The 26,789-nt window shown below is 43.0% G+C and carries 22 protein-coding genes; 1 reads left to right on the top strand and 21 read right to left on the bottom strand.

Annotation, left to right across the window (positions count from 1 at the left end):
• Positions 1-76: 76 nt before the first annotated feature.
• From KI743_RS16630 to KI743_RS16715, 18 genes are all read right to left on the bottom strand, one after another.
• A complete protein-coding gene (locus KI743_RS16630; protein WP_285467329.1) occupies positions 77-4,207 on the bottom strand; it encodes a M66 family metalloprotease in 4,131 nt (1,376 codons plus the stop codon).
• Positions 4,208-4,235: 28 nt separating this feature from the next.
• Positions 4,236-5,108: a hypothetical protein gene (locus KI743_RS16635; RefSeq protein WP_285467331.1), complete on the bottom strand. Its 873-nt coding sequence runs from the start codon at positions 5,106-5,108 to the stop codon at positions 4,236-4,238.
• 197 nt (positions 5,109-5,305) lie between these two features.
• A complete protein-coding gene (locus KI743_RS16640) occupies positions 5,306-6,121 on the bottom strand; it encodes an ABC transporter ATP-binding protein (protein ID WP_285467332.1) in 816 nt (271 codons plus the stop codon).
• A 4-nt stretch (positions 6,122-6,125) separates the two neighbouring features.
• A complete protein-coding gene (locus KI743_RS16645) occupies positions 6,126-7,010 on the bottom strand; it encodes an ABC transporter ATP-binding protein (protein ID WP_285467380.1) in 885 nt (294 codons plus the stop codon).
• 17 nt (positions 7,011-7,027) lie between these two features.
• Entirely contained in the window at positions 7,028-8,836 is a 1,809-nt protein-coding gene (locus KI743_RS16650; protein ID WP_373417844.1) for an extracellular solute-binding protein, read from the bottom strand.
• A gap of 84 nt (positions 8,837-8,920) precedes the next feature.
• A complete protein-coding gene (locus KI743_RS16655) occupies positions 8,921-9,964 on the bottom strand; it encodes an ABC transporter permease (RefSeq protein ID WP_285467334.1) in 1,044 nt (347 codons plus the stop codon).
• Positions 9,961-10,983 (bottom strand): ABC transporter permease subunit, encoded by a 1,023-nt coding sequence (locus KI743_RS16660; RefSeq protein ID WP_285467336.1) that lies wholly within the window; start codon positions 10,981-10,983, stop codon positions 9,961-9,963. Before KI743_RS16660 ends, KI743_RS16655 begins: the two co-directional genes overlap by 4 nt.
• A gap of 398 nt (positions 10,984-11,381) precedes the next feature.
• Positions 11,382-12,092 (bottom strand): orotidine-5'-phosphate decarboxylase, encoded by a 711-nt coding sequence (pyrF, locus tag KI743_RS16665; RefSeq protein WP_152469017.1) that lies wholly within the window; start codon positions 12,090-12,092, stop codon positions 11,382-11,384.
• A 96-nt stretch (positions 12,093-12,188) separates the two neighbouring features.
• Entirely contained in the window at positions 12,189-13,364 is a 1,176-nt protein-coding gene (gene lapB, locus KI743_RS16670) for a lipopolysaccharide assembly protein LapB (RefSeq protein WP_150894012.1), read from the bottom strand.
• A gap of 23 nt (positions 13,365-13,387) precedes the next feature.
• Positions 13,388-13,660 (bottom strand): LapA family protein, encoded by a 273-nt coding sequence (locus tag KI743_RS16675; RefSeq protein ID WP_032552068.1) that lies wholly within the window; start codon positions 13,658-13,660, stop codon positions 13,388-13,390.
• Between the two features lie 128 nt (positions 13,661-13,788).
• Positions 13,789-14,073 carry an integration host factor subunit beta gene (gene ihfB / locus KI743_RS16680; RefSeq protein WP_032552067.1) on the bottom strand — a complete coding sequence of 95 codons (285 nt, stop codon included), beginning with the start codon at positions 14,071-14,073 and terminating at the stop codon, positions 13,789-13,791.
• Between the two features lie 100 nt (positions 14,074-14,173).
• On the bottom strand, positions 14,174-15,844 hold the full coding sequence (gene rpsA / locus KI743_RS16685; RefSeq protein ID WP_032552066.1) for a 30S ribosomal protein S1: 1,671 nt from the start codon (positions 15,842-15,844) through the stop codon (positions 14,174-14,176).
• A 107-nt stretch (positions 15,845-15,951) separates the two neighbouring features.
• A complete protein-coding gene (cmk, locus tag KI743_RS16690; protein ID WP_032552065.1) occupies positions 15,952-16,632 on the bottom strand; it encodes a (d)CMP kinase in 681 nt (226 codons plus the stop codon).
• Between the two features lie 253 nt (positions 16,633-16,885).
• Entirely contained in the window at positions 16,886-17,632 is a 747-nt protein-coding gene (gene kdsB / locus KI743_RS16695; RefSeq protein WP_152469018.1) for a 3-deoxy-manno-octulosonate cytidylyltransferase, read from the bottom strand.
• Entirely contained in the window at positions 17,632-17,811 is a 180-nt protein-coding gene (locus tag KI743_RS16700) for a Trm112 family protein (RefSeq protein WP_032552063.1), read from the bottom strand. Before KI743_RS16700 ends, kdsB begins: the two co-directional genes overlap by 1 nt.
• Entirely contained in the window at positions 17,792-18,799 is a 1,008-nt protein-coding gene (lpxK, locus tag KI743_RS16705; RefSeq protein WP_285467381.1) for a tetraacyldisaccharide 4'-kinase, read from the bottom strand. The genes KI743_RS16700 and lpxK overlap by 20 nt, the downstream gene beginning before the upstream one ends.
• Before the next feature lie 13 nt (positions 18,800-18,812).
• Entirely contained in the window at positions 18,813-20,561 is a 1,749-nt protein-coding gene (gene msbA, locus KI743_RS16710) for a lipid A ABC transporter ATP-binding protein/permease MsbA (protein ID WP_285467342.1), read from the bottom strand.
• A gap of 32 nt (positions 20,562-20,593) precedes the next feature.
• Positions 20,594-22,867, bottom strand: a complete 2,274-nt coding sequence (locus tag KI743_RS16715) for a DNA internalization-related competence protein ComEC/Rec2 (RefSeq protein WP_285467343.1) — start codon at positions 22,865-22,867, stop codon at positions 20,594-20,596.
• A gap of 16 nt (positions 22,868-22,883) precedes the next feature.
• Between KI743_RS16715 and KI743_RS16720 the strand changes: the two genes are divergently transcribed.
• Complete coding sequence (locus tag KI743_RS16720; protein ID WP_032552060.1) at positions 22,884-23,393, top strand: DUF2062 domain-containing protein; 510 nt, start codon at positions 22,884-22,886, stop codon at positions 23,391-23,393.
• Between the two features lie 175 nt (positions 23,394-23,568).
• Here the strand turns inward: KI743_RS16720 and lolE are convergent, their stop codons facing one another.
• From lolE to lolC, 3 genes are read right to left on the bottom strand one after another with little or no spacing between them, the layout of a single operon-like run.
• Positions 23,569-24,813, bottom strand: a complete 1,245-nt coding sequence (gene lolE, locus KI743_RS16725) for a lipoprotein-releasing ABC transporter permease subunit LolE (protein WP_285467344.1) — start codon at positions 24,811-24,813, stop codon at positions 23,569-23,571.
• Complete coding sequence (gene lolD, locus KI743_RS16730; RefSeq protein WP_285467345.1) at positions 24,813-25,505, bottom strand: lipoprotein-releasing ABC transporter ATP-binding protein LolD; 693 nt, start codon at positions 25,503-25,505, stop codon at positions 24,813-24,815. Before lolD ends, lolE begins: the two co-directional genes overlap by 1 nt.
• Positions 25,498-26,706, bottom strand: coding sequence for a lipoprotein-releasing ABC transporter permease subunit LolC (lolC, locus tag KI743_RS16735; RefSeq protein WP_285467346.1), 1,209 nt, complete (start codon positions 26,704-26,706; stop codon positions 25,498-25,500). Before lolC ends, lolD begins: the two co-directional genes overlap by 8 nt.
• Positions 26,707-26,789 lie beyond the last annotated feature (83 nt).

Below are 26,789 nucleotides of genomic sequence, written 5' to 3' on the forward strand. Positions count from 1 at the left end.
CAACTGGAATATTAACGTACAAAAGAAAAGGCTCGCAAATGCGAGCCTTTTGTTATTTCTAATGGAAATTTACCCGTTAAAAATCTTCAGCATTTGGCAAGCGATCAAGCAATTCGTAATACTTACCTGCAACGCTCGCAATGTCACCACTCTGGTAGGCTTTGATCATATTAAGATCTTTCGCCCACAGGTCTTTGTCTGCATCTGAAGCCGCAACATAGCCCGCATATAGGTTATCTACAGCCGACATCATAGAATCACCTAAGTCATTAAAGATTAGAATCATCGCATCAGAGTATGCAGCATATGCTTTTGAAACCGGCTGAGCTTCACCACCTTTATACTGAACAGTACCTGCTGATGCGTCGTAGACAACGTCGCCCGAAGCAATACCTGCGTCGACAAAGTTGTTAAACGACGTTGCAAAGCTTAAGACTCCTGCTGCGATATCAACATCAATGTTCGTCTTCATAGCATTCACCATCGGTGCATCAAGTAACAAAACGGCATCATGATATTGAGGCAGGATATCGGTTCTGAAAGGACCCCATGCTGTTTCAACATTGGTCACAATCGTTGCAAGTTCCGTAGAATCATAGTTATCTAGGTAGACTTTCAAAGCGTAGCCATCAGAGCTGACTAGCTGGTTGGCATATTCATAAGCCAGCTTGTTTGCCTTGGTCGCCACGTAAGTTTCACCATCAATCACAAACTCAACTTTTTCTCCAGCAATCAAGCCGTAACGGTCTTGTTGTTTAGTGAATGCATCCAACTGAGCCTTACCTAAAGATTTCACCGTGTAGTCATTCGATTGCATTTCATCGACACCCATGCTCAAAATCAAGTCACCAATACGTTGACGGTCTCGACCAGAGATTCCAAAGAATCGCTCAATACCTCGCGGCATTGGAGGGAGTGATTCCATCTTCTCCGTAATGTGCAGGTTTACATCAACGCCATTTAGGTTGTTGTAGGCTTTACCCTCAGCATCAACCAACTCTACCGGTGTATTTAAACCTTCGTTTGAGATCATGTTTGAGATGATATCTTCGTATTGCTCTTGCACTCCAGGAAGATCTAATAGCGATGCGAAACTCACTTCATCGGTATAACGATTTGAGTAACGACGAGCTAGGAAATAGCTTGCTAACGCTTTGTCTGGCCAGCTACCTAGTACAGATACTGCATTTGACCAAGGGTAATCAGGATCAAAGCTACCAATCGAAGTCAAGAAGCGACCATTTTTCGTCTCTGCTACAGCAACATAACCACTATCTGCATCTTCGATGAATTTAGCGGCTTGCTCATCAAAACAGTTCGCATCAATCAAATCGTAGTTTGCAGGTAACAAGTGAGAGTTGTTGTTAAGAAGCTGACCAAATGAAATTACTTTTTGATCACCGCTGGCATTTTGAATCACACACTGATGTTCTGGCGTCGCTAACACATCCAAGAAGTATGCTGCTGCGTTCTTAGCGCCATCTGCATAGTCACAGAACCAATAGTTTGCTTCAGCGCCTGGTGTTGTACAGTAAGTCTCGTTAGAAGCTAATCGCAGTAAGAAATCACCCGGCTTATCCGTGGAAGATGTGTAACCAAGGTTATTGTATAGATCATCAATGCGTTCTAGATCTTCCATCTTGTCACGGATTGATGTCATCTCACGATAACGACGAACAATGTAGCCAGGGTAATCCGAAGAATACAAACCATTGGTGCTGTATTCTGCAAGGTTACGGCGATCATAGCTGTCTAAGTAGCTCTGCCATTCATATGCAACGATCTCGTTAAGACTTGTACCTTCATCAAAACGGTTACAATCACTGTTAAGAGAAACGTTACCATCGGTACAGAAACCGTAACTCTTACGTTCGATATTGTGTACATTATCTAAGTAGTAAAGTACACCATATCGCGTTTTTGCATAATCTTCAGGATCATCACTTAACGCGGCAATATCGAAACGACTGAAGTCACAGTTATAAAGAGACTTGCCAGCTTGATCGCCCGATAACGCCATGATTTCGCTACATACCATCAATGAGTCATTGTCCACATTGTTGCCAAAACGGTTGGCAAAGCTTTGCTGATACGCCTGTAGATCCGCAAGGTATTGTTGATAAGCTGCTTTCTCTTCGTCAGTACCTTCATCACCTGGATTTGCAACCGCCGTTGGCATGGCAGATGAAGAGTCTTGAATGGTTTCTACTTTACGCCCATAACCAAACTTAAACGCTGCAATATCATATAGACCCCATGTTGGCGTTTCATCCAACATGCTTGGTGCATAGTCCATGGTTGAGCTGTAAGCTGGAATATTATTTAGACCAAGAGCATGAGCCTGTTCTAGGGTGTAGTAATTTTCCTTGTCGTTCGAACCTTTGAAGTTATGACGTAAACCAACGTTATGACCCAATTCATGAACAAGTGTATTGCTGTATGTTGCAACGGTTATCGCATCAGCAGCCTCTTGTTGAAGATCTTTTGGTAAGTACTTCCAACGTCGTAGTTCTCGTGATGTTTCAACGCCATTATCATCAACCTTGATGTTAAAGTAGCGGTCGTCATCGAACTTAAGGTTATCAAGCATCGCTTTACTGGTTGAAGAGACCCACGACGCTTCAATTGGGTATGCATTGTTTTCAGACCAGAATGCCAGACGGTTCTCTTCAGCCGCTACGACATCTTCAAAGTCCATATCGTCACTGAAGTTTTTGGTAAGAATAGTCGGAGCTTGCGAAGGTGTTCGGTCACCCGTGAGCTCTTTTTTAGTCAAGGCTGGCGCTACGTCATCAACTTTAGGTAACTTAGACATTGCTGCCATAGTCGATAGCTGTTGAATACGGCTTTCTACTTCAGCAACGGCAGGAGCTGAATCATCTTCAGTCGGCAGTGCTGGTAAACCATTCAGCGACAACTCACTTCGGTTGTAAAAACGTGCTAGGTTATCCCAATAATAAGGCACACCTGTTCTGGCCACACCTGCATATTGGTTAACATGTGCTTTTATGATTTCACCTGTCACCGGGTTAGCCACTGAAGGGCCATAACCTAGCAGGCCATTCGCTAGTGGCTCATCAACCAAGTTAATAATGTTATAGCGCAGATCGCCTGGATGGATGCCTGCAGGTGCCGATGAGTTGACGATTTCAATCGCTGGTTTACCGGCATCATTACCAAACAAAGACAGCGCTTTGTTCATTTTGTCGATGGTTTGAATAGTCGAGTCTAAGAAAAGCTTATTCTTATCTTCGAAGAAGTTGTCCGTCAGATAGTATTTGATCGTACCGTTGTCTGGGTTAAATCGATTCAGATAAACAACATCACGATCATACTTGTTGGTGATCGGGTTAAGCTTTTTCGTTTGTGTAGTGAAGAAGCCTATATCGTTTTCATCACCGACCGGATACATCACAGGTTGGTAGTTGTCAGAAGCAACCACGCTTTCATGAACCAATGAGTAGTAGAAACGCGCCTTAAAGGCACCATCAACCAATGCTTCTTCTAAGCCAGACTTAGTTGAAAAATTAATGTAGTCCGAAAGGTTATCTAAATCGACTTGGAAAGTGCGCTCTAACTCGAAATTGAGAATGCCGTTTTCAGGGTCAAAATCCCAGGATATAACTTGTGCAGTACCTTGCTCAGTAATCCCATCCTTCAAGCCATAAAGATCTTCCCAGTTAAACTCAGATACGATCAGCTCTTCTGGTTTAGGTGTGAAGTGAGTCTTCTTGCGATAGTCTAAGCTTTTATCGTCATTTATCTCTTCGGTATTAGTACAGTCGTCGTATGCATCTTCCTTACAGCGGTAAGCGGCAAAGTCACCCGGAATTTGTAACACTTGTGCGAAGTTGAGAGGATCATCACTGGCAATATTATCTTCGTTTACGTTTTCACAATAGTTGTTTTCGTCTTTTGGTAACGAAGTCTCAGGGTAGTCCTTGTCAAACGCACGAACCTCTAGACCGTGTTCGGTATAACAGAGTTCTACATAACGTCCCATACCTTGTAGGAATGGAAATTGGTTGAGTGCAAATCTCGGAGCAGCACCTGTCGTTGGAACATAAAACCAACGACCGTCTTTAAGGTCTTGTACTGCAACTTCCTTAGAATCTCGCTCTTGAAGCTCGTATGCTTGGTCATCAGCACCACACCCAGCCAAAATAGCCGTAATTGCGGAGCTTAATGCAATCTTTTTAAAGTCCATATTGAATCCTTTTATTATTTTTATTTCCCTAAAATGAGAATGTTATATCTGCTGAGTAAGAGGCTTTGTCTGCATCGAATAGATCGATATTGCCCAGTGTGCCTCGTTCTGCATCTGCATATGCGCCTGACGTTGCGGCAGCTAGCGTAAATGACCAATTGTCGTTAAAGTCATACGCTCCATAGATAGAACCGCCATAGTCGACCGAATCACGTCTAGTTCCTTTGTAACTAATGGTATTTCCGCCTAAGGCATCAATTCCCAAAGTTAATTTGTCCCAGCTGTAACTCGCACCAGTAAATAGCGAGTACGTCCATTCAGTCAGAGACTTACCACCATAAGTTTTATATTTATGAAAATTCTTTCTAAGTCGGGGCGATATATTAAAATTCACTCCCCAGTGTTCGAAACTGATTGGAACAGCTAATCTGAATGCGGTTTGTAACTTATCGTTACGAGACGCTTCAGAGGTGGGAATAGTAAATTGCCCACTTGCACCTATTTTTCCACTCTCCCCAAACTCATATAACTTAGAGTGGCTTAGCCCTATAACCGAATCAGTAGCGTATGTCCCTACTTCATCGTCTAGTGCTCGATATCCACCCGAAGATATATATGCCTTCATGTTTTCGGAGAGTTTATATTTCAGTGTGCCATCCCATGAGAAGCTTCGATCTGCTCGATAGTCATCTTTGTTGTATATATTTGTCGAATAACCAGCAGTAACGGATCCGCTGATATTACAAGTTATACAAGATGCATCGTTTTCATTTTGTGTTGATTCAGCTTTATCGTTAATATTATCAACACTATTATCGCCTTCTGCGTAAACAGAAAAAGTAAACATAGTGCTTAACAATATTGCGATCGGCTTCACCTTCCACTTTATTGTGTTATGCATGCTTTTTAACTTCCATGAATGTTAAGTTCAGTCATTGAACTTATTTAAATAATCCATCAAATTTTGAGTGAACAAACACCTCAATATTTATCACTAAATATCGATAGACTTTTTAGCAACAGAACCTTGCTGCCAAATTACTTTACAATTGAATTACAAATTTTCTTTGTATTATTTTGTACAGAATTGTATTAATGCTATTTTCTCTTTGTACGCTTCCTACGATTAGGGTGTGTTATTGGTATTGCTGAAAGTAGTTTCTTTGTATATTCATTTTTAGGGTTATTATATATCTCCATTGCAGAGCTATATTCCACAATCTTACCAAAATACATTACAGCGACGTCATCCGAAACCTGTTTAACAACAGAAAGATCGTGAGAAATAAAAATAATTGCTAGATTCATCTCCTTCTGTAAATTTAATAGCAAGTTAATAATCTGTGCTTGTACCGACACGTCTAACGCTGAGACGGACTCATCACAAATAAGCAATTTAGGTTTTAGAGCGATGGCCCGAGCGATTCCGATACGTTGACGTTGTCCACCAGAAAACTCATGAGGGTAACGATCAACCGACTCTCTGGCCAAACCCACCTTATCCAACAACTCTAATACCCACTGCTTGCGCTCTTTATTGGTACCGACATTATGGATAATGTAGGGCTCTTCCAAAATCATACCGATGGTATGTCGTTGATTGAGAGACTCCATCGGATCTTGAAAGACAATCTGCATCTCTTTACGAAGTGGTCTCATCTCCCGAGCTTTCCAATGAGTGATGTCTTTTCCTTCAAAGAAAATTCGTCCAGATGTTGGTTCAAACAACTTCAATATTGTTCGTCCCAATGTGCTCTTTCCACACCCTGATTCCCCAACTAGCCCCAAGGTTTGCCCTTGGTGCAGAGAAAAAGAGACGCCGTCAACGGCCTTAATCACATACCCTTTTGAGAACAACCTTTTTCCAGAGACAAAATGCTGAGTTACGTTTTCGATTCTTAATACTTCTGACATTAAGCTACCCCTTAAACTCTGGGAACAATGAAGTATCAATAGGTTTTATCTCTATTTGTTGCTTTGGCGGATGATCCAAACTTGGCATTAAACCCAGTAAACGCTTTGTATAAGGGTGTTTCGGGTAATCGAACAGCTCGAATACATCTGCATACTCAACAATTCGCCCTCCATACATGACAGCTACGTCATCACACACCTCTGCAACAACACCTAAATCGTGAGTAATAAACAACATCGCCATGCCGGTCTCTTGTTGTAGATCTCTCATCAGCTCTAAAATAGAGGCTTGAACCGTAACATCTAGAGCCGTGGTTGGTTCGTCACAAATCAACACGTCTGGTTTGCATGCAAGAGCCATAGCTATCATTACGCGCTGTCTCATCCCACCAGATAGGTTATGCGGATATTCGTCGATACGTTTCTCTGGCATTGGAATTTTGACCTTTTCCAACATCTTGATCGCATATTGTCTTCTATCAGCTTTCTTCAACTCAGGTCGATGAAGCGCTAGCACCTCCATTAGCTGCTTACCGATACTATGTACCGGGTTAAGTGCCGTCATTGGATCTTGGAAGATGATAGAGATCGAGTTACCTCGCATTTCATACATAGAATCGGGTGGCAAGGTAACGAGATCCTGATTGTTATAAAGAATCTCCCCACCGACAATCTGACCATAAGGCTTAGGTAGCAGACCCATAATCGACATGGATGTGACGCTTTTACCACAACCAGACTCTCCAACCAGACCTAGAGTTTTGCCTTTTTTAACTTTGAAGCTGACGCCATGCAGTACCTGAACGACTTCCGAGTCAGTATCAAAAGTAACTTCTAGATCTTTTACTTCCAACACCACATCGCAATTAGGATCTTGTTTATATTCCATAGTCATACAAGCATCCGTCACAACTTAAAACGGTCATCAACAAATGAAACCGGAGTATAGGTTTTCTCTGACTTCATCGATGCTTGCGTCTCTTTCTTCAGTGAAGGATCTATCCAGAAACTACCAATATCCATCGGGTGGAAGATAGACTCTGTCTGCTTAGTCATTGGATTCTCTGGATACTGGACCCAGCGCCAATGCGCAGCGCGTGAATACGGCACCATATAGCCTGGAACGATGATATTAGCCTGTGTAACGTAATCTTGAATCTGATACGAGAGTTGATAACGCTTAGCTTGGTCAAACTCAGCATCATACGCTTCTATCAATTTATCCAGTTCAGGACTACTGTAGTTAGTGTGTGCATTGGTTTGCGGTTTATTGGCGTTGTCTGAGTGCAAATACTCCCAGTAAGAAGGGATTTCACCCGAGCCCATATTGAGAAAAGCCAATTGATGCTTTTTCTCTAGAATGTATTTAAACGCCGATGACCCATCGACCAAGTTAAGAGTAAAGTCGAGACCCGCTAACTTTGCTTGCTCTCGGAGAAAGGCAATTCTTGGCGTCCATGCGTTGTAACCGTAGGTGATAGCAAACGAAAGCCTCTGACCTTGTTTATTGATACGGATACCATCAGATCCAATGGTGTCAAAGCCAGCTTTTGCAAAGTGCTCAGCCGCTACCTGAGGGTCAAATTCTGGCGCTTTATTTGTTGGGTTATCGTACTGTCCATGTCCAAACCCGAGCCCATGTGGCTTACGAGAATAGTCACCACGCATGATGTTTTTAATCATTCCGTCATAGTCGGTAGCGTGCATTATGCCCTTACGAACATTGATATCATCGAGCAATGGTTGCGCAGTATTCATCCATAAACCACCGGCACCTTGCGGTGTTTGATTGAACCCCCAAAACTTCTGGATGTAACCATCTTTAAAGCCTTGGGAGTCAGATTTCCCATGCCAATATTCAGGGAGTACGAAATCGAAATAATCCAATTTACCTTTTTCAAAGTGCTTTAGAGCGATATCAAAGTCACGAATAACCGTAATACGCACCTTATCGACATTGTAGCGATTCTGATAATATCGATTTGAATAGCCCCACCACTTTTCACCGACATGTTTGAAGGTAACACTCTTGCCTTTTTTAACTTTATCTAAGTAATACGGGCCTGCTGTGGGTTCACTCTTGAAGTTATATTTACGGACAAAGTTATCGACCATACCGTCATTATTTGCATCTTTCTCATCCGCAAAATAGTGTTTTGGCCTTGGTTGAAAGCCGTTACTTGGCATATTGATCAACACCATTAGAGCGTCTTGGCTCTGCTCAACAGCGGTTTCTACGGCAATGGTGTATTCATCTACTTTAATCACATCAATAATGGACGTTGAAAAGAAATCGTTATACCAAGGGTCAACGATATCTTTAGAGCGATAATAAGTGAGCATAAACAGATAGTCATCTGCCGTTATTTTCTCTCCATCAGACCATGTCGCATTGGGATCAAGCTTAAAGTAGACCGTTTTGTTGTCTTCAGAGAACGCCCAATCAGTCGCTAACTGTGGAATCCACTTACCCGTATTAGGGTGTCGCTGAGCAAGCTTTGGTGCACCATCCATAAAGTAATGACGTAGCCCTGAATTTGCGTCTGGCCCAACGCTACGCAAGGTCTGAGGGAAGCTGGCCATGAATGTACGTAAGGTGCCGCCGCGTATCGCGTCTTGTGAAGCAAAAAGTGGTTCATTGTTGTTAGACAACCATTCCACGCCCTGTGGTAAAGCAGTGGTTTGCGAGAAAGCTGATGTGGATAAACCAGCCATCAACGCTGAAATACATATTGAGAGTGTTCTATTCATAATTACATCCTGTAATTGGATACTTCCTGTAAATGTCTGAATGTAGGCTTATACGTAACGTGTGAACTTTTTGGGATCAAATGCCGAGCGTATCGCTTCACCTATAAATGTCACCATGACTAAAACTGCAACGATGGCTCCGACAACTGAGATCACAATCCAAGGAGCATCTAGATTCGATTTCCCTTGCTGTAGTAATTCACCCCAACTAGGCGTAGGAGGCATGAGGCCAAGCCCTAGATAATCGAGTGCCGTCAGTGCGGTAATGTTAGCGGCAATCGTAAATGGCGCTAAAGTCACTATCATAACCATAGTATTGGGCAAGATATGATGCACTAGAATACGCGTTGTCGAAGCACCTAACGCTCGGGCTGCCATCACATATTCGCGAGCAGACTCTTTATATGTCATAGTCCTCATATACCAAGTGATTCCCATCCAGCCGAACAAAACATTAATTGCGACAAACAAGGTAAATGTTGGCTGGGTTATCGATACTAAGATCATAATCACGTACAGAAACGGCACCATCGACCAAATCTCTATTAGCCTCTGAACAAACAAATCAAACTTGCCACCAAAGAAGCCCATACAACACCCGACCACAGTACCAATCGCATAAGAGATGGCCATGGTCATTAAGGCAAACCCCATCGCTATACGAAAGCCATAAACTAAACGCGCTAAAATATCTCGCCCGATCGCGTCGGTGCCTAAATAATGTTTACTCTCAATACTCGGTGCTAGTGGTGGGAAATCGCCAGAAAAGTCCTGCTCATAAGGGTTCCAAGGCACGATGGGCATGATAACAAAGTTACCCTCGCCTTCATCCTCAAAAATCTGTTTCAAATATCTATAATCAGCCTCACTCGCATAGCTTAGCCCGAAGTCCGTCCCTGGCCTTACGTCTGAGACAACAGGAAATGACCATTCGCCTTTGTAGCTAACGAGTAGTGCTTTACTGTTAATAAAAAACTCAGCGAAGATTGAAAAAATAAGTAGGAAACTCAGGATCAAAAGTGACCAATATCCACGTTTTATCTCTTTAAAGTGTTTAATCTTTTTCTGTGTTAGTGGGGTTAGTCTTATCATGCGCCAAACCTCACCCTTGGGTCGACAGCAGCAACACATAGATCAGAGACAATATTACCAAGCATCAACATCGCAGCGTTAATAGCGACAATTCCCATAACAACCGGATAATCTCGCTCCATTATTGATTCATAACCTAATAAGCCAATACCATCGATATTAAAGATAACTTCAATCAAGAAAGAACCGGACATAAAGAATAATAATGAGTTACCAAAATGACTCGCTATCGGAATTAGGCTATTTTGTAATGCATGTTTTTTAACCGCTTGCTTGAACGGTAACCCCTTCGCTATGGCTGTTCTAATATAATCAGCAGAGAGGTTCTCCATAAGGTTATTTTTCATTGTCATCGTGAGCGTCGCAAAATCACCAATCAAATAACAAATGAGAGGAAGCACGGCATGCCACATGATGTCCTTGACTTGGTCTACCCAATTTTCATAGTCCTCAAAATCATCCCCGACGAATCCTCCCATAGGAAACCAATCAAGGTTATAGGCAAACAATGTGATTAGAAAAACGCCAACAACATATCCGGGTAACGCGTAACCAATAAATATTAAAATTGAAGACGTAGAATCAAATACTGAACCATGTTTGATCGCTTTATAATATCCAAGTGGAATTGATATAAAGTAACTAATAAAGAACGTCATGCCTCCATAAAACAACGAGATTGGTAAACGTTCAGCAATCATGTCACTCACTGGTTCGTAATAACGAGTTGATTCACCAAAATCTAATACGACAATCTTAGACAGCCAATTAACATAAGATTCTAATATAGGTTTATCTAATCCATAGAAGGCATTGAGTTCTGCAATCTGATCATCTGATAGTGATGAATTATTACCCACAACGCTTACTGCCGCACTGTCAGTTCCTGAATGCATTTTTGACAGCATTCTTTCTACCGGACCACCCGGGACGAATCGAGTAATGGCAAAAATCAAGATTGTTATTCCTATAAATGTTGGAATGACAAGCAATAAACGCCTCAATATATAAGCTAACAATTGGAAGTACTCCATACCAATTAATTACATTTAAACCACATCCTGTGGACAATCACCAACCCGTACACTGGTCCGATGAGATTTTAGTTCGTAAACTCTAGTTCATAAGAATATTGAATTAAACAATTACATCCAATTAACATTAAAAATAATCGACTCAAGTCATATTATTATAGTTAATTTGAGAAAATCGTTATGTAAAACCACAATATGTGTCGGTTTATTTAGACCATAATTAGAATAAGTAAATATAAAATCGAAGGAATATGTTGATAAGTATATATTTTAGAAAGGAAAGTTATAGAAAGGGAGTTATATAGTGAATATCACTACAAGGTGCACAGTTTAATCGTTTGCTAATTTTATTAAACGAGATAAACCATGCACCTACAGAATAATTAGTTGTTATTCATATGTAACAATTCATTGTTAATATTCTTTAACACTTCAGCTGGATCAGCAGCCTGAGTTATTGGGCGGCCAATAACTAAGTAGTCAGAACCTGATTCAATCGCTTTAGAAGGCGTCATGATACGCTTCTGGTCACCAACATCGGCACCTACAGGGCGAATGCCCGGAGTCACCAATTTGAACTCTTGGCCCAACTCACCTTTTAGTAATGACGCTTCTTGCGCAGAGCAAACAACACCATCTAAGCCTGCATTTTTAGTTAGGTTAGCGAGACGCATCACCTGCTTCTGTGGCTCAATATCAAGACCAATACCAGCAAGATCTTGTTGCTCCATGCTTGTCAGTACAGTCACACCAATCAGCAATGGACGATCTTTACCGTAAGGTTCAAGAATCTCGCGTGATGCCGTCATCATACGCTCACCACCACCAGCATGAACGTTCACCATCCAAACACCCATTTCCGCTGCTGCACGAACTGCTTTAGAACATGTGTTTGGAATGTCGTGGAATTTCAAATCTAAGAAAACCGAGAAACCACGCTTGTGTAGCTCACGTACAAACTCTGGTCCGAATAAAGTAAACATCTCTTTACCTACTTTTAGGCGACAAGATGCTGGATCGATTCGATCGACAAAGGCCAAAGCATCTGCTTGGTTGTCGTAATCCAGGGCTACAATGATTTTTTGATCGTTCATTTCATCTCCTAACGCAGTTTATTGTCTTAAATTTTACTCATAAAAATGCAGCCCGAAAGCTGCACTATTTAATTTGGTCTAACATTGACCATAAATTTATTCACCATCAAGGCCACGGATCGGCTTGATCGTCCCCCACCCCTTACACGAAGGACAGTGCCAATATAGCGAGTGGGTCGAGAAACCACACTTCCTACAACGGTAGTGAGGCTTCATTTTCAGTTGTTCACCAACCATAGATTGTAACGTGGTTAAGCTGTTCTTAGCTCGCCCCTCTTCAGCTTCTGCAATATGATAATCAATCAATCGATAAAAGCCTTTCATCGTTGGGTTTTTCAAAAGTTGTTTGGTCAAAAGTTCCTGAGCAGAGCCGATATCTTCATGCTGTGCAACTAGCTGGGCCAACATTAACTCAGCAGATACGCCTGCTTTTTTCTGAATACAAACTTTAAGGAATTCGACAAGCTGAGCTTCCTGTCCCAAGTGGTGATAACAGTCAGCTAAAGTTGGAAGTACTTCACTAATAAAGTCGATGTCTTGATCAACAACAGATTCAAGGTACTCTATCGCCTTCTTGTACTCTTCATTTGCCAGATGAATTTTGGACAATGCTATGCTGGCTCTGACGCACTTAGGATCTTCACTGAGTGCTTTCTTAAAGTGTTGTATCGCTTTGGACTTGTTACCTTCGGCTTGCTCCTGCATTGCCATTTCACACCAGAAATGAGCAACCGTGGCACGCATCTTAAGCTTCTTCTTACTGATTTTGATTAGCACATTACCGTACTGAATGGCTTTGTTCCATTCGCGGGTCTGTTGATAGATAGAAACCAGTTGTTGAAGTGCACTCTCTTTATGGTCTGGCTCATCGACGAGTTGTTCAAAGATTTTCTCTGCTCGGTCTAAAAAGCCCGATGCCATATAGTCTTTTGCGAGTTGCTGCAGTGCGAGGTTTTTTTGGTCAATCGTAAGACCAGAACGGGAAATAAGATTTTGGTGGATACGAATAGCGCGATCAACCTCTCCTCGAGAACGAAATAGGTTACCTAACGCGAGGTGTGTATCTATCGTTTCGTTATCAACTTGAAGCAGTTCAATAAAGTGGTCAACCGCTTTATCCGACTGATCTGACAAAAGTAGGTTCAGACCTGTCACATACTGACGAGATATCTGATGAGATTGCTTTTGCTTTTCTTGCTGAGCATTACGATTACCCATATACCAGCCGTAAGCAGCAGCAATGGGTAAAAGTAAGAACAGTAACTCTAACATTCAGTATTAGCCTTTCTCAGCTATCAAGCTTTTGATTCGACAGCGACTTGCTTTGATTGCTTGTTTAGCTTTTTCTTTAAACGGTGGATCTGTAGCTGAGATTTCATGTGCATACTACCAAACACAATCCATGCTAGAACAAAACCCGATACAAACACTACACCAAGTAATGTAGATAGGTGGAAGTCACCTTGGGCAAGCAGGTAATTGAAGTTCACGATAGTTTGGTTTTGAGAGCCTAAAGCCAGTGCAATTAGGAAAAGTGCAATAACAGCGACTATTTTTATAATTTTCATATTCATCACTCATTGGTTAATTAGCAGTACGATTATGCAGGAAAATTACTTATCAGACCACCATATTATGGTCATAAAAAAGCGGCATACATTGTAGTATGCCGCTTTTCAAAATTCCGATAAGTAATCTACATTCCTGTATTTACTCGTTCGCGTAGCTCTTTACCTGGTTTAAAGTGAGGAACGTATTTACCATCCAGCTCTACTTTGTCACCGGTTTTTGGATTACGGCCAACGCGAGGCTCACGGTAGTGGAGCGAGAAGCTACCAAAACCACGGATTTCGATTCGATCACCACTTTCCAATGTTGAAGCCATGTGCTCTAAAATGTCTTTTACAGCGTCTTCAATTTCTTTTGCAGAAAGATGCGTTTGCTCAGCGCATAGTCTTTCAATTAATTCAGACTTAGTCATAGTTACCCTCGTTGGTTTTCTTTTTAGAAATTATAGACCTATCGGAAAAATAAGCAAAAAAAAAGGGACCCAAAGGTCCCTTTCTTAGCGAAAAATTAAATTATTCGCCTTTAGCAGCTTTGAATGCATCTGCCATTGCGTTACCGAACGCGCCTTCGTCAGACTTGTTCAGTGAAGCCATTGCTTCTTGCTCTTCAGCTTCATCTTTAGCTTTGATAGATAGGTTGATTACGCGGTTCTTACGGTCAACACCTGTGAACTTCGCTTCAACGCTGTCACCAACGCTTAGGATTAGAGACGCATCTTCAACGCGGTCACGAGAAACTTCAGAAGCACGGATGTAACCTTCTACGCCTTCAACAAGCTCGATAGTTGCACCTTTCGCGTCTACTGCAGTTACAGTACCGTTTACTAGAACGCCTTTCTTGTTGTCAGCAACGTATGCGTTGAACGGGTCGTTTTCCATTTGCTTAACGCCAAGAGAAATACGCTCACGCTCTGCATCTACTGCAAGAACAACTGCTGAGATTTCGTCGCCTTTCTTGTACTCACGTACAGCTTCTTCACCAGCAACATTCCAAGAAATGTCAGATAGGTGTACTAGACCGTCGATACCGCCTTCAAGACCGATGAAGATACCAAAGTCAGTGATAGACTTGATCTTACCAGTAACTTTGTCGCCCTTAGCTTGCATTTCTGCAAATGACTGCCATGGGTTAGCTTTACACTGTTTCAGACCTAGAGAGATACGACGACGTTCTTCGTCGATATCAAGAACCATAACCTCAACTTCGTCGCCAACATTAACAACTTTAGATGGGTGGATGTTCTTGTTAGTCCAATCCATTTCAGAAACGTGTACTAGACCTTCAACGCCTTCTTCGATTTCAACGAAGCAGCCGTAGTCAGTTAGGTTAGTAACACGACCAGAAAGCTTGTGACCTTCTGGGTAACGCTTAGCGATTGCTACCCATGGATCTTCGCCTAGTTGCTTAAGACCTAGTGATACGCGAGTACGCTCACGGTCGAACTTAAGAACTTTAACTAGGATTTCGTCACCAACGTTAACGATCTCAGATGGGTGCTTAACGCGCTTCCAAGCCATATCTGTGATATGTAGAAGACCGTCAACACCACCAAGGTCAACGAATGCACCGTAGTCAGTAAGGTTCTTAACGATACCTTTAACTTCAGTACCTTCTTGTAGAGTTTCAAGAAGTTCGTCACGCTCAACGCTGTTCTCAGATTCGATAACAGCACGACGAGAAACAACAACGTTGTTACGCTTCTGGTCTAGCTTGATTACTTTGAACTCTAGCTCTTTGTTTTCTAGGTGAGCAGTGTCACGGATAGGACGTACGTCTACTAGAGAACCTGGAAGGAAAGCACGGATACCGTTTAGTTCAACAGTGAAACCGCCTTTAACTTTACCGTTGATGATACCAACAACAGTTTCAGCTTCTTCGCAAGCTTTCTCAAGAACGATCCAAGCTTCGTGACGCTTAGCTTTCTCACGAGAAAGTTGAGTCTCACCGAAACCGTCTTCAACAGCGTCTAGAGCTACGTCTACTTCAGCGCCAACTTCAACTTCAAGTTCGCCAGCAGCGTTCTTGAACTGTTCAGCAGGGATAGCAGATTCAGACTTAAGACCAGCGTCAACAAGAACGAAACCGTTCTCGATAGCTACTACAGTACCTTTAACGATGCTGCCTTGTTGGAATTCTGTTTCGTTTAGAAACTCTTCAAAGAGTTGAGCAAAAGATTCAGTCATTATTTAATCTTCAATAATTAAACGTCCATGGGTATCCTACCGCATGGGGTTGATAAATTCGCCGGTTATCATCCTTGCAACCAACGTTCTTGCCAGCTCGGTAAAAGTTACCCAGCCAGTTTCGATTCAATATAGTGTAGTGCTTTTTCTACCACCTGCTCAATATTCATTGAGGTGGAATCCAGCACAAGCGCATCCTCAGCAGGGCGCAGTGGCGCTACTGGGCGATTACGATCTCGGTCGTCTCGCTCTTGGATCTCGCTCAAAAGGTCGTCAAATTTAACATCTAAGCCCTTGCCTTGCAACTGTTTAAGGCGGCGATTCGCACGCTCTTCAGCACTCGCATCAAGGAAAATTTTCGCTTCAGCATTGGTGAATACGACAGTACCCATGTCACGACCGTCTGCAACAAGTCCCGGCGCTGCGCTGAAGGCACGTTGACGACGCAGCAGTGCTTCACGTACGCGAGGCAGTGCAGCAACTTTTGAAGCCGCCATACCTGTCTCTTCTTTACGAAGCTCGCCAGAGACATCTTCGCCTTCAAGAATCACTTTTACCAATTCACCCTCAGCAATAAACTGAACGTCTAAATGCGTTGCTAAAGGAACTAAAGCATCTTCAGACTCTGTGTCTACACCATGATGGATTGCAGCTAGTGCAAGCACGCGATAGATAGCACCCGAGTCTAGTAAGTGAAAACCTAACTTTTCAGCTAGTAACATACATAGGGTACCTTTACCTGCACCACTTGGGCCATCAACCGTAATCACTGGGCTTTGAGAAGGCATGTTTTACTCCACGTTTCTTCGTAAGTTTTATTCCGCACTCGCATAATACAACTGCGTTAACAGGCGGCACATTATAGAGAAAAATCAGTGTCGGGGCGAGGTAAATCTCACATTAATCCCTGTGAGCCTGATATAACGAAGTATTTATAAATCCCTCTGTTTAACTCGTATGTTTGTAGCAGCTTTAATGAAAAAGCCTCGCGAATCTGCGAGGCTTTTATAAGGCTTAAAATTGCGTTTTAAAGGGGACACATTATCCAATAATTGCTCTGACCGCTTCGAGGTCCTCGGGCGTGTCTACACCAGCAGCAGGCGCTTCTGCTGCAATATCAACATGGATTTTTTCTCCATACCAAAGCACACGTAGCTGTTCTAAACACTCTATACGCTCAAGTGTACTTGGTTCCCAATTAATGTAGGTATTTATAAAGCCTGCGCGGTACGCGTAAATTCCGATGTGCCTTAACAATGGAGACTCTGCATTTGTTCCATTATTAGCGTACGCATCGCGATCCCAAGGAATCGTGGCACGGCTAAAGTACAGTGCATAGCCATCTTTATCCGTCACGACTTTTACAGCATTAGGGTTAAACACTTCATCAACATGAGTGATTTCTACCCCTAATGTTGCCATTGGCGCTTCACTACCCGCGAGGTTATTCGCCACTTGGTTTATGATGCTCGGTGGGATAAGAGGTTCGTCACCCTGCACGTTTACAATGATATGATCATCTGGGATATTCATCACTTCGATCACTTCAGCAAGACGCTCTGTTCCAGACTCATGCTTAGGCGATGTCATGCAAACGTCTGCACCAAATGCTTTTGCTGCCTTTTCAACTCGAGCATCGTCGGTCGCGATAATGACTTTATCTGCACCAGCTTTCACGGATTGTTCATAAACCCATTGAATCATTGGCTTGCCGCCAATATCAGCTAAAGGCTTTCCAGGTAAGCGGCTCGATTGATAACGAGCTGGGATGACAACCGTAAATGACATTATTTGCCCTCATCCATTGAGATTGTGCGTGCTTCTGGCTCAAGAAGCACAGGAATACCCTCTTTTATTGGGTATGCAAGGCGATCAAGTTTACAAATCAGTTCTTGCTTATCTTTATCAAAAGTTAATTTACCTTTACACACAGGGCAAGCAACGATTTCAAGTAGACGGTGATCCATAGTATTCCATAACCTCTTTAATTTTTTGCATAACTTTGTTTTGTGATGCTTGGTCAAATTGCGCAGAAACAGGCAGATACCACCAATTATCTTGCGCATAACCTTCACATTTCACAGCATCTTTTTCTGTCATTATGATGTTCTCACCCTTTTCAGCAAGAGCGAATAACTCATCTTGGTCAAAATCTTTATGATCAGCGAAACCTTGAGTATGAACCACATCAGCACCAAGGTCTTCCAGCGTTTTGAAGAAGCGTGGTGGATGGCCAATTCCTGCAAATGCGACCAATTTTATCAGTGCTTCTAAAGAAGTCCTTTCTCCAGTCTTCAGGTTAACCACTTGGCTGGGCACCAAAGACATCGCCATTTCATTAAACTCTGGTTGTCCACCGTTCGTCACTATAAAATCGACTTCACTTAAACGTGATACTGGCTCGCGTAATGGCCCCAACGGAATCGCTTGTTCATTACCAAAACGGCGAACACCATCAACCACCACAAACTCAATATCTCTTTCTAAAGCATAATGCTGAAGGCCATCATCAGTGACAATAACGTCGACTTTAGAATCTAACAGAGCTTTAACCGCATTGGCTCTAACTGGATCTACAGCGACAGGTGCGCCCGTTCTTTTCATAATCAAACGAGGTTCATCACCACAGTGAGCTGCAGGTGTATCTTCAGATAACACCAGTGGATAACTCGGCGCTTTTGCACCATAACCACGTGAAACAACACCCGGCTTATATCCTTGAGATTGCAGCATCTCAACTAGCCAAACAACCACTGGCGTTTTACCGTTGCCACCCGCCGTAATGTTTCCTACGACTATCACTGGTACAGGTGCTCGATAACTCGCTTTAGTACCTTGCTGATACGCTTGGCGACGTCTTTTACTGATCAAACTAAAGAGTAAACTCAATGGCCACAACAGTGGCCAAAGCAGATACTTTAAAGGGTGATTATCAAACCAAATCTTTTCGACCACGGTTAACTCGTCCCTATTCACCAAACTGAATACGGTGAAGTTGAGCATAGGCTCCGTCATGCTGAATTAGCTCAGCATGAGCACCACGCTCGACGATATGACCACCGTCTACTACCAGAATCTCATCTGCTTGCTCAATGGTTGATAGTCGGTGCGCAATCACTAGAACAGTCTTATCTTTCTGTAGCTCATCTAACGCAGATTGAATTGCACGCTCAGACTCGGTATCTAGAGCCGAGGTTGCCTCATCTAAGATGAGTACAGGGGCATCTCTCAACAGTGCTCGAGCAATAGCTAGACGTTGACGCTGACCACCTGACAAGCTTGCACCGTTTTCACCAATAACAGTATCAAAACCATTTTCCATGTCCTCGATAAATTCAGTTGCATGGGCCAGTTTTGCCGCATGTTCGATCTGTTCACGGGTATACTCTTCTTCTGCAGCATAGGCAATGTTGTTCGCCACGGTATCATTGAACAAATGAACATTTTGCGAAACCAATGCAAAGTGCTGACGAAGGTTTTTCAGTTCGTAGTCACGAATGTCATGACCATCAAGCTCGATAGTACCGGAGTCAACATCGTAGAAACGGGTGAAAAGGTTGGCAATGGTACTTTTGCCCGATCCAGAGCGACCAACGAGAGCAACAGTATTACCTCTTGGTATTGCAAAGCTGACATTTTCAAGTGCTGACTTTTCTGCCCCTTCATACGTAAAAGTAACGCTTTTCACTTCAACGTCCCCTTTCACAGTTTGAGGCTGCAGTGTTCCAGTGTTTTTCTCAGTTTCCAAATCCATCAGGCTGAATAGAGTTTGGCTTGCCGCCATACCACGCTGAAACTGTGCAGTTACTCCTGTAAGAGCTTTTAAAGGACGCATCAGACCAAACATTGCTGAGAATACAACGGTAAAAGTACCCGGGGTAAGTTCTGCTTTAATTGAGTCAACACTTGCTAAAAATAAGACTACAACGATAGCTACCGACGCAATCATTTGAATAATTGGGTTAGCTGCAGCTTGTGCCGTGACTAATTTCATCGTCTGTTGTCGCATGTGATTACTTACTTTATCAAAACGCTCTTTTTCAACGCCTTGACCACCATATGTAAGAACGACTCTATGTCCTTTGAGCATTTGCTCAGAAGAAGATGTAACATGTCCCATACTGGTCTGCATATTTTTTGATATTTTTCTAAATCGTTTGGAGACAACACTGATCGCCCACGCAACAACAGGAGCTACAGCAAATAACACCAACGAAAGCTGCCAACTGTTCCAAAACATCAGCACCAATAAGCCAATAATACTAGCGCCCTCACGAACGATACTAACTAGAGCTCTGCTTGTTGCAGCAGATACCTGTTCAGAGTCGTAAGTAATACGAGACAGCAGCGAGCCCGTTTGCTCTTTATCAAAGAACGACACCGGCATATGCATAAAGTGATTGAATATCTTGCGTCGGATTTGCATCACCACATTGCCAGAAACCCAGCTCAAACAGTAGGTAGATACAAAGCCACTGACGCCACGAATGAACATCATGGCGAAAATAATAAGTGGAAGAGTTCGTAAGAAGTCTGATTCTGCGCTACCGAAACCTTCATCCAGTAAAGGCTTCAATAATGAGATCATATATGTGTCAGAAACCGCGTTAATAATTAGAGCAACAACCGCGACTGCCAGCCCTGATTTATACAATCGAATATAAGTCCAAAGTCGCTTGAAGGTAGCCCAAGTATTTTCATCTTTTTCTATAGACATGGAATCGCTTAATTTTTCTCACAATAATCTATCTATTCTACTCCCTTCCTGAGCATCTGCCTATACCATGGCTGTGCTCTATCTTGTCTAATCGAATGATAATTCCAGTCTTCAGCACTAACCCTGATGGTAATTTGACCACTTTCACCAGTATCTAACCATTTCGCATTAATCGACTGATATCTTTTAACAACCTCTTCATTAGGCATTCCCCATCGATTACCTTTTGCTAACGATGCTACCGCCAATGTAGGTGAAACAGATTCAATGAAACGGCGGCTCGATGAGGTTTTGCTGCCATGATGAGGAACAAGCATGACGTCACTTTGTAAGGCAGAACCTTTTCTCGACAACATCCACTCACTGACTAATTCGATATCACCCGTCAGCAGCATAGAAAATTGACTACGCGGGTCGAACAGTCGTATGACACAGGAATGCGGGTTATATGCGCGCTTTGTCAGCTTGGGCGGCCAAAGAGCATAAAACTCCAAGCCTTGCCAATGCCAAACATCACCAGCTATGCAGGTATACACTTGAGGTGAAACCTGCTCACTCAATCCCTGGCTACTTCGCACCCAAAAACCTGACTTCGACACCATGAGGTCATCCAAGCCTCCGGCATGATCTGAATCTAGATGACTTAATATGACACCATCAACAGGCGGATTAGACCTTTGATGCAATATTGGCAATAATGTTGAAGCGACAACTGAGCCACCTTGCCAATGATTACCTAAATCGTAGAGAAGCGTTCGCCCACCTTTTTCGATAATAACGGCTAATCCATGCCCCACATCCAGTACATCAATCCTCCACTCATTAGACGCCATCTCCGGTGCTGTTTCTCGAAGACTGACCAGTACAAGTAGCAACATGCTCACCCAAGGTCTGAAATAACGATAGATGAACAAACTGATGATTACAGCCAAGCTCAACCATTGAGCTATCTGTACATCAAGCTCCCACCAAAAGGGTATCGCCCAAGAAGACGAAATAGAAATAACTTCGAGTAGAGCATCAATAAATTCCCATAGAACCTGCACATGCTCTGATACAAAGATATGGACAAATAAGGCTAGAAAAAGCATCGGCATAACTAGAAAAGTTACCCAAGGCAGCATCAGTAAGTTATAGAAAATCGAAACAACACTTAAGCCTTGGTAAAAATAAAGAGTCATGGGTAACAACAAGAGTGTAAGCACACACTGAACTTTGACAGCCAAGATTAGCTTGCTGACAAAACCAATGTGAGAATGTTCAGAACTCGACATTGAAATTGCATATAGAACGGCCGCTAATGAGCCAAAAGAAAGCCAGAAGCTTCCAGTCAGTGCCGAATATGGCCAGATAACGAGAACAATACAAACACTCACCAGAATAAAGTTGAGACTGCTAATGCTTCTCCCCTGCCAAATAAAATAACTTCCTAAACAACACATCACTAGCGCTCTTACCGTTGGTAATGTAAAGCCAGAAAACCAACTATAGGCAAGCGCTATCGTTAAGCCTGCGACAAAAGGAGTCCAAGTCATCATCGGTGTTAAGCATCGTATACCACGCCCTAATTGATAGCCGATGCCAAAGGCCATACCAATATGCAAGCCCGAAATCGCGACTAAGTGAATCAAGCCACTGCTTTTAAGCTCTGACCACCTTTGTTGTGAAATAAAGTCTCGATATCCAAAAGTTAACGCGACGATTAAATCTCGGTTCGATAATGAGTCAAGGTTTCGCGTTATTTGATCAAACCAAATCGCGCGCCAAGATGAAGTAGATTGAATACGATATCGCGTGCCGGACTGGTAAGATGCATGAGCCACTATTTTTTGACTGAAAGAGTAGGTTTCTAAATCAAAGCCAGCCTCATTGAGCTTACCTATAATAGGTTTGATCCTGACACTCAGTTCAATTGTTTCGCCTTGAGTGACACGAAAAGGGGTAAACAGCCTAACCTTTACCCATTGCCACCTGTCTAATTTATCACCGTTAATTGATCTAACTACAATTACGCTTTCATAACCTCGGCTATTTTCACTAAAAAGGCTAACAACCGATGCATTTATGGTAATATCCTGCCCGGACTTAAAGAGTACAGTTGTTTGCTGTTTTACCAAATCACTGACCATTAAAACCACCATTACCCCACAGAGAACACCTCTTAAAGGTTGGGAAACGCTATACTTGGTTGATGCTAATAGAACGAGCAATATCACCCAAGCCCAGTTCCAATGGGGCATGACAGGCCATAGGCTTGCTGACATTAATGTCAAAGCAAAAGACAATAAAAACCAAGTATTAAACAAAAGAGTTACTTCCTATATGCCAAGAAAGTTTATTAAGCGTTTTATGCCTGACCATGAGCTCATCAAGCGTCAGAAAGCATTAAAAGTTTTTGGCAACGTGCTATATAACCCCAATTTATGGTGCTTAAATCGACGTTCAGCCGCAGGGGCGTTTGCAGTGGGTTTATTTATGGCGTTTGTTCCGCTACCAAGCCAAATGATCATGTCTGCAGGCCTTGCCGTTATGTGTGGCGTAAACCTGCCACTGGCAGTTGCCTTGGTTTGGGTAAGTAACCCAGTTACCATGCCAGTCCTGTTTTATTTTGCTTACAAGGTCGGTGCGTTCGTCATGCATGTCCCACCTCAACCATTCCACTTTGAACTTTCTTGGGACTTCATTCTTGCTCAAATGAGTACTATTGGTCCTCCGTTCCTGCTTGGCTGCCTAATCTGTGGCATCGTTTCCGCAATGATCGGCTACTTCGGAATCCGTGGGCTGTGGCGATATTCCGTTGTTAGAAGCTGGAAGAAAAGACAAGTTAGATAGGTATAAGACTGTCACGATAAGCTTCGCTTCAGTGTTAATAAAACAATGAAAGCAGAGCTGTGAAGCAAGAATTAAAACTCTGTTGCATGCTTTTTCAGTAATAGCGCTAGCAATAAGTAAAGAAAACGAAAAAGGATCCCAATTGGGATCCTTTTTTTATACCGTTAGTAAGTAATTACTTTGAACTTAGCACTGCTGCTGGATTTAGCTTCGCAGCTCGAGAGGCGGGATAAAGGGTCGCCAATAGACTCAAGACTATCGCTGTGCCAGACACCACTAACACATCCACCATATCTAGTTGTGAAGGCAAGAAGTCCACAAAATAGATATTCCCAGACAAAAACTGGTGGTCAATAAGCGCCTCTAAGCCTTTTATCAAGTGAGTGAGATTGAGTGCCACTAATACACCAATAACACTACCGACTAAGCTACCCAACACACCTGAGAATGCACCCTGCCAAACAAAAATACGTTTCACCAACCCATCGGAAGCCCCCATGGTTCTTAAAATGGCAATCTCTGAAGCTCGGTCTTTCACCGCCATCATCAGTGTTGATACGATATTGAAACAAGCCACACCAATAACCAAGACCATAACCAAGTACATGATGGTACGTACTAACTGAATATCTCGGTACAAGAAGCCATACTTTTGCTGCCAACTTCTTAGATATACATACACATCCAATTGGTTACCGACTTCGCGCACAATGTTATTCGCGTTGAGAACGTCATTTACCTTAAGTGAAACGCCAGTTACAGCATTGCCCAACTTGGCGTAGCTCTGTGCATCCTTTAACGGCACAAGCGCTAAGTTATGGTCTATCTGTCCATTAAGGGTTAATAGCCCCGCTACTTTTACTCGTACACGCTTTGGCGCTTGAACCTTAACAGAACCGTTCGCCGTTGGAATCATCAAGGTTAAGTAGTCTCCGACTTTAGCCCCAATCGTATCCGCTACTCCCGAACCAAGAATGACTTTTTGTTCACCGCTGTTAAATGATTGCCAAACCGACTTGTCGATAAAGTTGCCTAGGCTCGATACCTGTGATTCAAGCTCTGGATCAATACCACGAACTTCAATCGCCTTTAGCTCTTTTCCGCGCTCCGCTAGAGCTGTAATTTTTACGTAAGGTGCCGCAGCCAATACTTTTTCATGATTCACGGATTCGTCAATCACATGCTGCCAGCGCTCAATCGGTTCATTAACGCCTTCAAATTCACCGTGTGATATAACCGAGAGCACTCGAGATTCAAGCTCGCGCTCAAAGCCGTTCATCGCCGATAAACCAATAATGATCACCGCAACACCCACTGCGATACCCACGGTTGAAGAGAGTGAAATAAAGGAGACCATTTTATCGCGCTGTTTAGCACGGCTAAATCGTCCACCAATCAAAAGAGATAAAGAGGCAAACACTAATTCACCTCCTCATTCACATCCACCAGCAGTCCATCTTGCATATGTAGCTGGCGATCCATTTTAGCTGCTAGTTCGCCATCATGAGTGACAACTAAAAAGGCCGTATTATATTCACGATTTAGCTCTCGCATTAAATCGTAAATAGAGAGTGCCGTCGCGTGGTCAAGGTTACCGGTAGGTTCATCTGCCAGTACTAGCGAAGGCTTGTTCACTAAAGCTCGAGCAATCGCTACACGCTGTCTTTCACCACCAGACAATTCCGATGGGCGATGATCGACTCGATGACTCAGCCCAACCTTATCTAACAAAGCAGCCGCCTCTTTTTTAGCTTGGCTCGGTTTTACGCCACCAATAAGAAGCGGCATAGCAACGTTTTCTAGGGCAGAGAAGTCCGCAAGTAAGTGATGAAATTGATAGACGAAACCTAAATGTTTGTTACGTAACTTAGCTTGCTTGTTCGAGCTAAGCGCCGCTAGATCCTGCTCTAGAAAGTGCACACTTCCCGCTGAAGCATCATCCAGTGCACCCAAGATGTGTAGCAAGGTACTTTTGCCCGAGCCCGACGTTCCGATAATCGACACCAGTTCACCCTGCTCAATATCAAAGCTCACGCCTTTAAGCACTTCAGTATCGAGTGAGCCTTCGCGATATGTTTTACGGATGTCGCGACATTGAAGAAAATTACTCATAACGAAGAGCCTCAGCAGGTTTAACAGAAGATGCGCGATAAGATGGGAATACCGTCGCAATTAGACTAAGTGCGATCGCTAAAACAACGACCACGACAATTTGAATAGGATTAATCAAGATTGGCAAACTGCCACCAAACGAAAACAGGGCGACTCCCATAACTTCTAGAACAGTATTGAGGTTCATCGCCAATACAACGCCCAAGATACCGCCAGAGAGAGCACCAATCACTCCACTACTCGCCCCTTGAACCATGAATATCCCCATCACTTGTCCATCAGACATACCTTGTGTTTTAAGAATCGCCACTTCAGATTGCTTCTCCATTACCACCATAATCAAGGCAGAGATAATATTGAAAGCGGCCACTCCGATGATCAAGCCAAGCATCAGGCCCATCATGTTTTTTTCCATGCGAACGGCTTGAAACAACTCACCACGTTGGTCACGCCAGTCACTCCATTCCCAACCTTCAGGTAGAGGCTGGTCAGCCAAATCTGCGACTACAAATGGGTCTTCAAAAAACAGTCTCCATCCCGAGATAGTATCCGACTTAAATCGCATTAAACGGCCAGCATCTTCAATGTGAGTCACCATTAATTGAGCATCGATATCCGAACCCGTATTAAAAATACCAGCGACGGTAAAATTGCGCTGACTTGGAATTCGACCTAATGGCGTATATTGGCTGGCTGAAGTCACCATTAGGCGCACTTTGTCACCCAACGAGACTTTGAGGTTTCGCGCTAATGTATGGCCGAGGAATAACTGATACTCGCCTGCCTTCAATGAAGACAAACGCCCAGCAATAAGATGGTTTTGCAATGGATCATCAGAAGCAGGTTCAATACCAATCAACAAACCCGCCGCCAATTGAGCAGGGCTTTGAATCACTGCCTCGCTGCGGACTAAAGGTTCAACATGCCCGTTCAACGAAAGTTGTTGAGCGAAGGCTGGAGGCGTATCTGTGAGCTGTGTTTTCGCATCACTTTCATAGACTACCGCTTGAGGTAAGACACCAAGGATACGGTCTTTGAGCTGCGCTTCGAATCCATTCATTACTGACAAAACAGTAACTAACGACAACACACCTATAGTGATTCCTGCCGTTGACATATAAGAGACAAAACGGCTAAAGCGATCCCCTGAACGGCCTTTTAGATAACGCAGACCGATAAACATTGAAATAGGATGAAACATACTTTGAACCATCGAGTAGAGTTGCGGGTTAATGTAACGGGAATTACTTTCGGTGTGTAGGGGTCAACTGCAAATATAGAGTG

The sequence above is a fragment of the Vibrio sp. D420a genome (assembly GCF_030248625.1).
Taxonomy (GTDB): Bacteria; Pseudomonadota; Gammaproteobacteria; order Enterobacterales; family Vibrionaceae; genus Vibrio; species Vibrio fortis_A.